We start from the raw sequence: 11270 nt of genomic DNA, 5'->3' as shown, positions 1-11270 counted from the left end.
ATTCCAGGAAAAGTGTGAAGCGGTTTTCCGTCCGGAATTGCGTCAAAACAAAAAGATACAGCGGTTCGGCGTTTCTGCGAAACGATGAACCGTTCTAGCCGATCTGCCGCCGGGTCGCCGGTTTTAGCTTGCCGGCCCCGGTCGTCTGCGGACTGCAGGCCGACGCGGCGGACCCGGCTCGGGATCGGTCTTCGCCGCACGTGCCGGCTGCCCATGAGGGGTTTCGATCAGCGTGATCTTCTGCCAGATCTTTCGCGAGAGGTTCGAAGCCAGGTTCTCGATGTCATTGACGCCGTCGATGACCACGGCGTCATTCACCGATTGCGCGAACAGCGCGGCGATCTTGCCGGTGATCGACAGCATTTCGGAGCAGTAGTCGAGATAGCGGGCAAGGTCGGCGGCGTTGGTGATGCGGGCTGGCGAATGCGCAGTCGGCTTGAAACTGGCTGAAAGCGTTGCCGGATCCTTGGTCAGCTGGTGCATGTCGATGACGTGGATCAGCGACCGCAGCCCGTGAAGCTGGCGAAACACCCGCTTGCGCTTGATCCGCTCCTCGGAGCGAATCAGGGCCAGGAAGCCCAGCACCGCGAGGATGATCATGTTGAGGGAGGCTTCGATGCCTTGCACCGACTGGAAGGCATCGTGGTTTCCCGAGATGCGGCCGAGCGGCAGGATTGTGCCGACGAACAGGAACATCAGCGCTCCGACGACGAAGGCGGCGATGATGAGGCCGCGCAGCCACCAGATCGGCGCCTCCAGCGCCTTGGCTGCCTTTGCCAGATCGCGCGACAGCGACACGAGCTCGGCGGCGACGCCGCGCAAGCCTGCATCGGGAAAGCGCTCGGCGACGCGCCCTTCCAGCCGTTCGGCGGTTTCGAGGATCAGTTTCGGATCAAGCGAGCGGTAGCGCATGACGAAATGTCCGATCGGTGCTCAGGGTTCGGCCGGGGCGTTGGTGCGCTTGCCGTAGCGGTTGGGGCCGGGTTGCCCTGGAAACAGGCAAAGCACGAGGAAAGCGATGATCGAGACAACCGGCACGAACAGCACCAGCGCCGCAACGCCCGGCTTGTCGAGGTCGTGCAACCGCTTGACCGCCAGCACCACGTTCGACCAAAGCGAGGCAATGAAGGCGATGAAGAAAATGAACGACCACATGTTGCTCTCGGTGGTGCCCTCCGGCACCAGCGTGAAACGGTAGAGCGGGAAGGCCTGTATGATGGCCACCAGCAGTCCTCCAAGAAAATAGGCCGCGCGGCTGACGCGGCCCGAAGCTTTGAAGAAAAGCCAGATGAGGTCGGATCTTTCAGGCAAGCGAATTCCGTCCGTGTTCGTTGAGAAAGATCAATCGCGAAGCAATTCGTTGATCGAGGTCTTGGACCGGGTCCTGGCGTCGACCCGCTTGACGATGACGGCGCAGTAGAGGCTGGGGCCGGGCTCGTTGTTTGGAAAAGGCTTGCCCGGCAGCGAGCCGGCGACGACGACGGAATTAGGCGGCACCTCGCCGTAGAAGATCTCGCCGGTGGCACGGTCGACGATCTTGGTCGACTGGCCGATGAAGACGCCCATGCCGAGCACCGAGCCTTCGCGAACGATGCAGCCTTCGACCACTTCGGAACGGGCGCCGATGAAGCAATTGTCCTCGATGATGGTTGGGCCGGCCTGCATCGGCTCCAGCACACCGCCGATGCCGACGCCGCCTGACAGATGCACATTCTTGCCGATCTGGGCACAGGAGCCGACCGAAGCCCAGGTGTCGACCATGGTGCCGCTGTCGACATAGGCGCCGACATTGACGAAGGACGGCATCAGCACGGCGCCGGGCGCGACGTAGGCGGAGCGGCGCACGATCGACGACGGCACGGCGCGGAAGCCCGCCTTCTCGAAATCGACGGCGCTCCAGCCGTCGAATTTTGAGGGCACCTTGTCCCACCATACCGCCTGACCGGGACCGCCCTCTATGATCTCCATCGGGGTGAGCCGGAACGACAGCAGCACCGCTTTTTTCAGCCACTGGTTGACGTGCCATTTGCCGTCGGCCTGCCGCTCGGCGACGCGTGCGACGCCCCGGTCGAGCAGGTCGAGCGCCGATTGGATGGCCTCGCGCGTCTCGCCGCGGGTTGCGGTCGAAATCGTGTCGCGTTCCTCGAAGGCGTTCTCGATAATCTCCTCGAGGCTCGCGAGATCGGGCTTCGACATGAATTCGCTCCATTACCAAGCTGTTAAGGGCCGGCGCCTTAACCTGTTTGAAAGTCGCGCGGACCCTATGTGAAGGCTTGGGGAGGGTCAATCGCGGCAGCGTCACGGGACGGCGCAGGTGAATGATTGGACGGGTAAAGCAAATATGACTCCCATGGAAAAGGCGGGATGGACGCCGCTGCCGCATTCGGACGAGGATCTGGAGCGGTCGAGAAGCGTGCCGGACACGCCGCAAACGCGCGCGGAGACATATCGGCTGGCCTGGAACGATCCCGATTTCATGACGCGGCGCGAGTTGCGTGCGGTCAGACTGCAGCTCGAACTGCTTAAACCGGAGATGATCCTGGCCGAGCGCGGCATCCAATCGACCGTCATCCTGTTCGGCGGCGCCCGCATTCCCGAGCCCGGCGGCGAAGCCTGGGCGGCCAAGAACGAGACGCAGAAGAAGAACCTCGAGCAAAACAGCAAATATTACGAGGAGGCGCGCAAATTCGCCCGCCTCTGCTCACAGCAGTCGGCCACCTCGTACTATCGCGAATTCGTCGTGGTGACCGGCGGCGGGCCGGGTGTCATGGAGGCCGGCAATCGTGGCGCCGACGATGTTGGCGCGCCGTCGATCGGTCTCAATATCGTGCTGCCACACGAGCAGGCGCCAAACGCCTACGTGACGCCGGAACTCTGCTTCAACTTCCACTATTTCGCGGTCCGCAAGATGCATTTCGTCATGCGTGCCAAGGCCGTTGCGGTGTTTCCAGGCGGCTTCGGCACGATGGACGAGTTCTTCGAGACGCTGACCCTGATCCAGACCGGCCGCATGGAACGCGTGCCGGTCATTCTGTTCGGCAAGGCTTTCTGGGCAAAGGCGATCGACCTCGATTTCCTCGCCGAGCAAGGCACGATCACACCCGGCGATCAGGATATCATCGATTTCGTCGATACCGCTGACGAGGCCTGGGGGATCGTCAGCCGCTTCTATAAACTTTGACATGCAAGCAAGGACTTGAAGCGCGCCGGCTGCCTCAAGCAGGGACTTCCACGATCGCCGTGAGAAAGCTGGCGAGGTCGTCGGTGACGAAGTCCACATCGTCCTCGTTGGCCGGGTCGCGTTCCCAGATTTCCGAGAAGGTCGGCTCGAAATTGCGCGGCACCACCAACACCGTGGTCATGCCCAGCGATTTCGGCACCGACAGGTTGCGGGCAAGATCTTCGAACATCACCGCATTTTGCCCGGCAACGGCGTGGAGTTCGGCAAATTTCTCATAGGATTGCCGCGCCGGCTTCGGGTTCAGTCCGGCTGCGACGATATCGAAAATATCATCGAAATGCTCGAGAATGCCCAGCTGCCGCGCGGTGCGTTCGGCATGCCGGCGATCCCCGTTGGTGAAGATGAATTTACGGCCGGGAAGCTGGCGAATGGCGGTGCCGAGGACGGGATCGGGCACCAGCCAGGAATAATCGATATCGTGCACTTTCTCGAGAAAATCGTCGGGGTCGATGCCGTGGCGCGTCATCAATCCGTTCAGCGTCGTGCCATATTCGCGGTAGAGCTCCTTTTGCAGCTTGCGTGCTTCCTCGCGCGGCAGCGTCAGCAATTCTCCGACGTAGGCGGTCATCTTCACATCGATCTGCGAGAACAGATTCGAATGATGCGGATAAAGCGTGTTGTCGAGATCGAACACCCAGTCGGTGACATGGGCAAAGCGGGCGGGGTCGGGAAGTGTCGTCATACGTCCTTATGGCACGAAACGATCTTTCTAACAGGAGGTTTATCCACAACCTATGCGCGCCCTGGGTGGTAAAAATGGCGCCATGATTAAAATCTTAAGCATCGCCGAAAGGTGACATTCAGCGCTTTGCTGGAACCAAGACGGACCAGTGGGAGCAAGCGATGAATCGCATATTTCTAAAGTCTGCCGCCATCGCTTTCGCCTCCGTCGCGGTCTCGCTTTTGCTGACGCTGATCGTCGTGCCGGCAATGGGGTTTCCGATCAATCGCACCATCTGGCTGACATCCACCGTGTGCCCGCTCGCGCTGGCCTGGAGCGTCGGCGCCTATACGTTCTGGCAGGGCGAAAGGTTGCAGACCGCGCATCGCGAGCTCGCCCGCGCCCATGCCCAACTCGCCGCCGCGCACAGGCGCTTGGCGGAAAAGGCGAGCCGCGACGACATGACCGGCATGCTCAACCGCGAAAGTTTCTTTGCCGCTCTCGACGGCTCCCGGCGCAAATCCGATCGCGGGGCATTGCTGATCGTCGATGCCGACCATTTCAAGACCATCAACGACAGCTACGGCCATCTGATCGGCGACGATGCGCTGCTCCTGATTGCAAACGCGATAGAGCGTGGCGTGCGCAGCGGCGACGTGCTTGGCCGCATCGGCGGCGAGGAATTCTGCGCCCTTCTGATTGGTGCCACCGAACACGAGGCCAGGCGCATCGCCGAGCGCATCCGCCGTGAAGTCGAGCGTATCCGTTTCCGGCCCGTCGACGAACGAACGGTTCCGCTGACAGTCAGTATTGGCGGCATCACCTGCGGCAGAGACGCCGCAGTGTCGGAGCTAATGCGCGCCGCCGACCAGCGGCTCTACGAGGCCAAGCATCGCGGCCGTAATCTGTCGATCATCGACCGCGATATTTCCGAAGCCGCCTGAGCTCGGCCCTAAGCCTTCTGCTGCATTCAACCGCGCCACTGCCAGACTGTCAAAATCCGAAGATGGCGATGCGGAACAGCAGGGCGGCCGCCGCCACCGCCACCAGAGCGATGCCAAGGCCAATGGGAGAGCCCCAGCCATACCACTCCATCGCCAGCTTGGCATATTTGAACTCCTCGGCCGGTGTGAGTGGGCCGCGCGTCGGGGTCTGATTCATGTTTCACTCCTTGCAGGCTGCGACAGGCCTTGCCTTGCGCCTGATGCAGCATATTACTATAATAGCCATAATGTTAGGCAGTTTGATAGTTAGATGATCGAAATAAATTCGTCAAGCATGAATCGGGCCGACATGAAGACCGCCATCAGCCTTGCCATTATGGGCTGGCAGGACGCGACGCAGGCTTATGACGAGGCAGTGGGCGATAGGCTTGGGCTGAGTATGGCGGAACGCCATTGCCTGGCGCTGCTCTATGGCGGCCCGCGATCGGCTGGCGAGGTCGCGGCCGCAACAGGGTTGACGCCGGCCGCGGTCACCGCGCTGATCGACCGGCTGGAGGCACGCGGCCTGCTGACACGAACGCGCAGCCTTGAGGACAGGCGCAAGGTGGTCATAGAGGCGACGGAACTCACACGAGAACTATCGACGCGCTATTATGGCGCGATCGCGCAGGAGGGGGAAAAGGTGATCGCCACATTCAGCGACACTGAGCTCGCCACGATCCTGCGCTTCGTTACGGCGTCCCTCGACCTTCAGCGCGACCAGCTGGCCCGGCTGAAGGCCGAGGCGTTGGAATAACCGACAGCCTATAGGCTCGCCGGGTCGAGCGCTGGCTCGCCTTTGCGGCGCGCCACGATCGCCGCAAGATCGGCGGTCTCGAAAGCATCACGCAGGGCGTTGAACGACGGCAGCACGAAATAGGCACGCTGGAACTTGTCGATCTCGTAGCCGGTGCGCATTACGGTTTCCAGGTCGAAGGGGACATGGTGCGCCTCGCCGCCTTCGACCGCGAACTGAAGCTCCGTGAAGGATGACATCAGCCCGGCGCCGAAAGCCTTCAGCGGCTGGCCCGGCTCGCGTATCAGCCCGTATTCGACGGTGTACCAGTAAAGCCTGGTGATCATCTCGTCGCCGCCGAGCGCAATCACGCTATCGGCCTTTTTGCCATACATCTGCATGAAGTCGGCAAAGACCGGCTGCGTCAGGATCGGCACGTGACCGAAGAAATCGTGGAACATGTCGGGCTCGACGATGTAGTCGAGCTCCTTTTGGGTTCGCAGCCAGTTGGTGACCGGGAAGCGGCGGTTGGCGAGGTGGTCGAAGAACGGCTGGGCGGGGATGAGCCCCGGCACAGCGACGATCTCCCAGCCGGTGAGCTTGCGCAGCTTCTCGCTGACCGCACCGAAATCCGGGATCTTGTCGAGAAGGCCGAGCGCCGCAACGCCATCGAGATAGGAATGGTGGGCGAGCTTCCTGGTCAGCTTCGTCTGGCGGTCGCACAGCGTGCGCCACACCGCCTGTTCTTCGTCGCTATAATTGTAGCCCTGCGCCACGGTGAAATCGGCACGGCAGACCGAATAATCGCCGCGAAGACCTCGCGCCGCGCATTCGCGGGCATAGTCGGCAACGTTCATTGTCATGGCTTGCTCTCCCTGGAAATCATGATCAGCGGATTGCCGGAAACTCTAGCCGGATAGCGCGAGGCAAATCAGCTTTGATGGTGGCTCAAACGCAGGGTTGGAGGTAAAAGGCTCCACGATCGAGCTTTGGGAGAGTGAAAATGCCTCAGTTTGACGAATTCGAGATCAAGATGCTCGACATCCTGCAGCGCGACGGTCGCAAGCCGGTCTCCGAATTGGCGCAGGAGATCGGCCTGTCGACGACACCTTGCGCGCGGCGCTTCGAGGCTCTTCAGCAGGCGGGCATCATCAAGGGCTTCGCCGCGGTGCTCAGCCGCCGCGCCGTCGGTCTGATGGTCGAGGTCTTCATCCAGGTGCGTCTCGTAACTCACAGCGACGGCTCGCCCGAAAACTTTATCGCCGCCGTGCAGCGCATGGACGAGGTGTCGTCGTGCTGGACGATGACTGGAGACTACGATTTCCTGCTGCATGTCATGGTGCCGTCGGTCGACGAACTCAATGCCTTCGTCATGCACCGGCTGATGCGGCTCGAAGGCGTGCGCGACGTACACACGCAGCTAGTGCTGCAGAACATCAAGGGGCCCGGCCATGTGCCGCTGGCACATCTCAGACGATAGGCATTTCTGCGGAAAAGCTGCACACAAACTGCTGAAGCGAGCCAATCTCCAGAGCTAGATCGCCGACTACGACATGCGGACCGCCATTGCATAAGGTCCGCCATGAAAATCGTCCTGATCAACCCGCCGCATACCGCCGTCGGCAGCCGTGTGCCGGACGACCATCTGCCACCGCTCGGTTTGCTGGCACTGGGCGGTCCGCTGATCGACGCGGGACATCAAGTGCGGCTTGTGGACGCCGAATTCGGGCCGATGGCGCTTGCCACGCTGGTCCGGGACGCCTTGAGCGATCATCCCCACTGCATTCTGATCGGCCATTCCGGCTCGACCTCTGCGCATCCGACAGCCCTGCTGATCGCCGGCATGGTCAAGGACATCCAGCCAGCGACAATCCTGATCTATGGCGGCGTGTTTCCGACCTATCATTGGCGCGACATACTGGCTGAAACGAATGTCTTCGACTTCATCGTGCGCGGCGAGGGCGAGGCGACCATCGTCGCGCTGGTCGAAGCGCTTGAAAACCGCAAGCCGCTGTCGGATGTGGCGGGCATCGCCTTTCCTGACGTTTTGCGCCGGCCCTTTGCAACCCGGCCAACAAGAACGATCACCAACCTGGACGACTACCGCATCGGCTGGGAACTGATCGATTTCAGTCGCTACAGCTATTGGGGAGGCAAGCGCGCGGTGGTCATGCAGTTCTCGCGAGGCTGTCCGCATCTGTGCAATTATTGCGGCCAGCGCGGCTTCTGGACGCGCTGGCGGCACCGCGACCCCGGGAAGTTCGCGCGGGAGATTGCCTGGCTGTACCGCGAGCATGGCGTCGAGCTGATCAACCTTGCCGACGAGAACCCGACGTCGTCCAAAAAAGCCTGGCGCGCCTTTCTCGATGCGATGATCGCCGAGAATGTGCCGGTGCTGATCGTCGGCTCCACCCGCGCCGACGACATCGTCCGCGACGCCGACAGCCTGCATCTCTATCGCCGGGCCGGCGTCATCCGCTGGCTGCTTGGCATGGAAAACACCGACGAGCGGACGCTTGCATTGATCCGCAAGGGCGGCAGCACCTCGTCCGACCGCGAGGCGATACGGCTGCTGCGCCTCAACGGCATCTTGTCGATGGCGACCTGGGTGGCCGGTTTCGAGGACGAAAGTTTGCGCGACCTCTGGCGCGGCTTCCGCCAGCTGATCGCTTATGACCCCGACCAGATCCAGGCGCTCTATGTGACGCCGCATCGCTGGACGCCGTTCTTCAGGATTGCCAGGGACCGCAAGGTGATCCAGCTGGACGCCCGCCTGTGGGACTACAAGCATCAGGTCCTGCGGATGACCCGCCTCAAGCCGTGGATGCTGTTCTTCGCCGTCAAGCTGATCGAACTGGCGGTGCAGTCGCGGCCCAAGGCCTTGGCGCGCATCCTGTTCCACAAGGATCCGGAGCAACGGCATTCGATGCGCTGGTACACCAGAATGGGCCGCCGCGTCTGGTTTCGCGAAGTCTGGGGCTTTCTGGTCCGCGACCGCCGCCTCAAAAATGGCCCGACGCTCGCCGAATTCTGGGGCGCGCCGCAAGACGAGGAAGAGGAATCGATGGTTGTCGAACGCCTGCCGCGTAAGTCCGTGACCGCTATTTCGCCAAACGCTTGAGCCTCTCAGACACCCGGCCTCACGGCACGATCAGCGTGCCGGCGCCGTGTTCGGTGAACAGCTCGAGCAGCACCGCATGCGGCGTCTTGCCGTTGAGGATGACGACGCCTGCGACGCCGCGCTCGATTGCCTCGATGCAGGTCTCGACTTTGGGGATCATGCCGCCCGAGACAGTGCCGTCCTTGATCAGGGCCTTGGCCTCGGCCACGGTCAACTCGTCGATCAGCTTCTTGTCCTTGTCGAGCACGCCGGGCACGTCGGTAAGGAACAGCAGGCGCGTCGCCTGGCAGGCGCCGGCGATGGCGCCGGCAAAAGTGTCGGCGTTGATGTTGTAGGTATGGCCGTCGCGGCCGGGTGCCACCGGCGCCAGCACCGGGATCATTTCGGACCGCGCCAGGAGGTCGAGCAATGTGCGGTCGACCTCGACAGGCTCACCAACGAAGCCCAGGTCGAGCACCCGTTCGATGTTGGAATCCGGATCGATCATGGTCTTTCGCGCCTTTTCGGCAAACACCATGTTGCCGTCCTTGCCGCACAGGCCGATCGCCCACTCGCCCTCGGCATTGATCAGCGCGACGATCTCCTTGTTGATCGACCCGGCCAGCACCATCTCGACAATCTCGACGGTCTTCTGGTCGGTGACGCGCAAGCCGCCCTCGAATTTGGATTCGATGCCCATCTTGCTGAGCATGGCGCCGATCTGCGGCCCGCCGCCATGCACGACGATCGGGTTGACGCCGGATTGTTTCAAAAGTGCGATGTCGCGGGCGAAAGCCTTGCCGAGCGCGATGTCGCCCATCGCGTGGCCGCCATATTTCACCACGACCGTCTTGTTCTCGTAGCGCTGCATATAGGGCAGCGCCCTTGAAAGCAGCGCGGCCTGCATTTCGGCGGTGGCGGCGACATCCGTCATCGGCGTGGTTCCCAGCATGAACGGCGGCGTCTTAGCGGGAATTGGACGAGGGGGCAAACGGCTTTGCGGTCACGATCGATCAAATCACCGCCTATGCCGGCCGCTGCAGCGGCGCCCGTCGGCCCAGCCAGCCCGAGATCCTTTCCATCTGCGCGGCGAACGACAAAAGCGTTTCCTCGTCGCCGGGGCGGCCGGCGGCCTGGACGCCGAGCGGCAGGCCGGCATCGGTGACGTAAACCGGGAGCGTGATCGACGGTTGCCCGCTGACGTTCTGGATCGCCGGCCAGTGGGTGAACCACAGGCTCTTGTCCATCAGCTGGCCGAATAGCGGCTTGAACTTCAGCAGGCCGGCGAGGCGCAGTCTGTCCAGGACATTCTCGATGAATTCGTCGGCGCCTTTCGGGTCCATGGTGCCGCAGGCGAGCGGCGGGTGCGCGATGACAGGCATCAGCACTGCATCATAGTGCGCGGTTTCGGTGATAAGCCGGCGCGAGGTTGCGTGCAGCCGCTGCAGGCCGGCATAGATTTCGCCGGCCGAGAGGATTTCACCGAACCGGCTCATCACGCGCGTGGCGCGTTCGATGTCGCCTGAGATGGAGCGGCCGACGCGCAAGGCCTCGCCACGCATCGTGCCGGCCACCGCCGCGGCGACGGTTCTGGCGAAATCGGCGATGAAATCACGATCGATATAGGGCAGGTCGATCTCCTCGACGCTGTGCCCGCCTTCGCGCGCCAGCGCAATCGCCGCATCCAGAGCTTTCAACGTCTCTTCCGATATCGGCAAGCCGAGCGGCGATTTTCGATAGAAGGCGAGCTTGAGCTTGCCCGGATCGCGCCCGGCGGCCGCAGTGAAACTGCCGTTCGGCGAGGGTGCCGCGTAGGGCGACAGCGGGTCGGGCCCGTGGGTCAGGTCGAGCAGCAGGGCCGTATCGCGCACCGAGCGGGCCAACGCATGGTCGACGACGAAGCCGTACCAGCTTTCCGTGACGAGCGGCGTCAAGGGTACGCGGCCGCGCGAGGTTTTCAGCCCGACCAGCCCGGTGCAAGCGGCAGGCACCCTGATCGAGCCGCCGCCATCCGAGGCATGCGCCACCGGCACGACGCCGGCCGCGACCAGCGCAGCCGCACCGCCCGAGGAACCGCCGGACGTGTGCGCGGTGTTCCATGGATTGCGGGTGACGCCGTAAGCCACCGACTCGGTCACCAGCCTCAGCCCGTGTTCGGGTGCGGTGCTGGTGGCGATCGGGATCAGGCCGGCGGCCAGATAGCGTTCCGTCATCACCGAGCTGAAATCGGGGGTGAAAGCTGGGATGCGGCTGCCGCCATGCGTCGGCACGCCTTTCATGGCGATGCCGAGGTCCTTCAGCGCAAAGGGCACTCCGGCAAGCGGCAGCTTGTGGTCGACGGTTTTCGCTCGCGCCCGCGCCGCCTCAAAAAGCGGTTCGGCGATGGCGTTGATCTCCGGCAGGGTGGCCTCGGCCCGGGCGATCGCCGCATCGACGAGATCTTGCGGTGTGATCTCTCCCTTGTGCACGAGTGCGGCCTGGCCGGTTGCGTCATGCTCCCACAGAACCCGCTCGATCGACATGGTCGCCCTCCCGCTCATTGCAAGCTA

13 protein-coding genes are annotated in these 11270 nt (G+C 62.6%); 5 read left to right on the top strand and 8 right to left on the bottom strand.

Annotated elements, in window-relative coordinates:
• Positions 1-123: 123 nt before the first annotated feature.
• From NKH99_RS02595 to dapD, 3 genes are read right to left on the bottom strand one after another with little or no spacing between them, the layout of a single operon-like run.
• Positions 124-912 carry a hypothetical protein gene (locus NKH99_RS02595; RefSeq protein ID WP_352455973.1) on the bottom strand — a complete coding sequence of 263 codons (789 nt, stop codon included), beginning with the start codon at positions 910-912 and terminating at the stop codon, positions 124-126.
• A gap of 21 nt (positions 913-933) precedes the next feature.
• A complete protein-coding gene (locus tag NKH99_RS02590) occupies positions 934-1311 on the bottom strand; it encodes a DUF805 domain-containing protein (RefSeq protein ID WP_352539950.1) in 378 nt (125 codons plus the stop codon).
• A 30-nt stretch (positions 1312-1341) separates the two neighbouring features.
• Positions 1342-2196, bottom strand: coding sequence for a 2,3,4,5-tetrahydropyridine-2,6-dicarboxylate N-succinyltransferase (gene dapD / locus NKH99_RS02585; RefSeq protein ID WP_352455975.1), 855 nt, complete (start codon positions 2194-2196; stop codon positions 1342-1344).
• A 145-nt stretch (positions 2197-2341) separates the two neighbouring features.
• Here dapD and NKH99_RS02580 point away from each other — a divergent pair, with 145 nt between their 5' ends.
• Complete coding sequence (locus NKH99_RS02580; RefSeq protein WP_352455976.1) at positions 2342-3181, top strand: LOG family protein; 840 nt, start codon at positions 2342-2344, stop codon at positions 3179-3181.
• 34 nt (positions 3182-3215) lie between these two features.
• Here NKH99_RS02580 and NKH99_RS02575 read toward each other — a convergent pair whose 3' ends face one another.
• Positions 3216-3923, bottom strand: a complete 708-nt coding sequence (locus NKH99_RS02575) for a pyrimidine 5'-nucleotidase (RefSeq protein ID WP_353012378.1) — start codon at positions 3921-3923, stop codon at positions 3216-3218.
• Positions 3924-4084: 161 nt separating this feature from the next.
• On the opposite strand from NKH99_RS02575, the gene NKH99_RS02570 reads away from it, so the two are divergent.
• Positions 4085-4846, top strand: coding sequence for a GGDEF domain-containing protein (locus NKH99_RS02570; RefSeq protein WP_023677477.1), 762 nt, complete (start codon positions 4085-4087; stop codon positions 4844-4846).
• A gap of 49 nt (positions 4847-4895) precedes the next feature.
• On the opposite strand, the gene NKH99_RS02565 is transcribed toward NKH99_RS02570, so the two are convergent.
• The gene (locus tag NKH99_RS02565) at positions 4896-5063 is read right to left on the bottom strand and encodes a hypothetical protein (RefSeq protein WP_352455979.1); all 168 of its coding nucleotides are present in this window, start codon (positions 5061-5063) and stop codon (positions 4896-4898) included.
• Positions 5064-5156: 93 nt separating this feature from the next.
• On the opposite strand from NKH99_RS02565, the gene NKH99_RS02560 reads away from it, so the two are divergent.
• Positions 5157-5642, top strand: coding sequence for a MarR family winged helix-turn-helix transcriptional regulator (locus NKH99_RS02560; RefSeq protein WP_352455980.1), 486 nt, complete (start codon positions 5157-5159; stop codon positions 5640-5642).
• A gap of 8 nt (positions 5643-5650) precedes the next feature.
• On the opposite strand, the gene phhA is transcribed toward NKH99_RS02560, so the two are convergent.
• On the bottom strand, positions 5651-6484 hold the full coding sequence (gene phhA / locus NKH99_RS02555) for a phenylalanine 4-monooxygenase (protein WP_353012375.1): 834 nt from the start codon (positions 6482-6484) through the stop codon (positions 5651-5653).
• Positions 6485-6624: 140 nt separating this feature from the next.
• Between phhA and NKH99_RS02550 the strand changes: the two genes are divergently transcribed.
• Together NKH99_RS02550 and bchE are read left to right on the top strand one after the other, a co-directional pair.
• A complete protein-coding gene (locus NKH99_RS02550; protein WP_352455982.1) occupies positions 6625-7101 on the top strand; it encodes an Lrp/AsnC family transcriptional regulator in 477 nt (158 codons plus the stop codon).
• 102 nt (positions 7102-7203) lie between these two features.
• Entirely contained in the window at positions 7204-8742 is a 1539-nt protein-coding gene (bchE, locus tag NKH99_RS02545) for a magnesium-protoporphyrin IX monomethyl ester anaerobic oxidative cyclase (RefSeq protein ID WP_353012372.1), read from the top strand.
• A gap of 19 nt (positions 8743-8761) precedes the next feature.
• On the opposite strand, the gene argB is transcribed toward bchE, so the two are convergent.
• Together argB and NKH99_RS02535 are read right to left on the bottom strand one after the other, a co-directional pair.
• The gene (gene argB, locus NKH99_RS02540) at positions 8762-9655 is read right to left on the bottom strand and encodes an acetylglutamate kinase (protein WP_023677482.1); all 894 of its coding nucleotides are present in this window, start codon (positions 9653-9655) and stop codon (positions 8762-8764) included.
• A 91-nt stretch (positions 9656-9746) separates the two neighbouring features.
• A complete protein-coding gene (locus NKH99_RS02535; RefSeq protein ID WP_353012369.1) occupies positions 9747-11261 on the bottom strand; it encodes an amidase in 1515 nt (504 codons plus the stop codon).
• Between the last annotated feature and the right edge of the window lie 9 nt (positions 11262-11270).

The sequence above is a fragment of the Mesorhizobium sp. M0854 genome (genome assembly GCF_040319815.1).
GTDB lineage: Bacteria > Pseudomonadota > Alphaproteobacteria > Rhizobiales > Rhizobiaceae > Mesorhizobium.
The sequence above is the reverse complement of the archived record's forward strand: the minus strand, read 5'-3'. Positions and strand labels throughout refer to the sequence as shown.

What these genes read in the sequence shown, in the direction of transcription:
- NKH99_RS02595 (WP_352455973.1), bottom strand. Translation starts at nt 912, where the DNA reads ATGCGCTACCGCTCGCTTGATCCGAAACTGATCCTCGAAACCGCCGAA.
- dapD (WP_352455975.1), bottom strand. Translation starts at nt 2,196, where the DNA reads ATGTCGAAGCCCGATCTCGCGAGCCTCGAGGAGATTATCGAGAACGCC.
- NKH99_RS02580 (WP_352455976.1), top strand. Translation starts at nt 2,342, where the DNA reads ATGACTCCCATGGAAAAGGCGGGATGGACGCCGCTGCCGCATTCGGAC.
- NKH99_RS02575 (WP_353012378.1), bottom strand. Translation starts at nt 3,923, where the DNA reads ATGACGACACTTCCCGACCCCGCCCGCTTTGCCCATGTCACCGACTGG.
- NKH99_RS02570 (WP_023677477.1), top strand. Translation starts at nt 4,085, where the DNA reads ATGAATCGCATATTTCTAAAGTCTGCCGCCATCGCTTTCGCCTCCGTC.
- NKH99_RS02565 (WP_352455979.1), bottom strand. Translation starts at nt 5,063, where the DNA reads ATGAATCAGACCCCGACGCGCGGCCCACTCACACCGGCCGAGGAGTTC.
- NKH99_RS02560 (WP_352455980.1), top strand. Translation starts at nt 5,157, where the DNA reads ATGATCGAAATAAATTCGTCAAGCATGAATCGGGCCGACATGAAGACC.
- phhA (WP_353012375.1), bottom strand. Translation starts at nt 6,484, where the DNA reads ATGACAATGAACGTTGCCGACTATGCCCGCGAATGCGCGGCGCGAGGT.
- NKH99_RS02550 (WP_352455982.1), top strand. Translation starts at nt 6,625, where the DNA reads ATGCCTCAGTTTGACGAATTCGAGATCAAGATGCTCGACATCCTGCAG.
- bchE (WP_353012372.1), top strand. Translation starts at nt 7,204, where the DNA reads ATGAAAATCGTCCTGATCAACCCGCCGCATACCGCCGTCGGCAGCCGT.
- argB (WP_023677482.1), bottom strand. Translation starts at nt 9,655, where the DNA reads ATGACGGATGTCGCCGCCACCGCCGAAATGCAGGCCGCGCTGCTTTCA.
- NKH99_RS02535 (WP_353012369.1), bottom strand. Translation starts at nt 11,261, where the DNA reads ATGAGCGGGAGGGCGACCATGTCGATCGAGCGGGTTCTGTGGGAGCAT.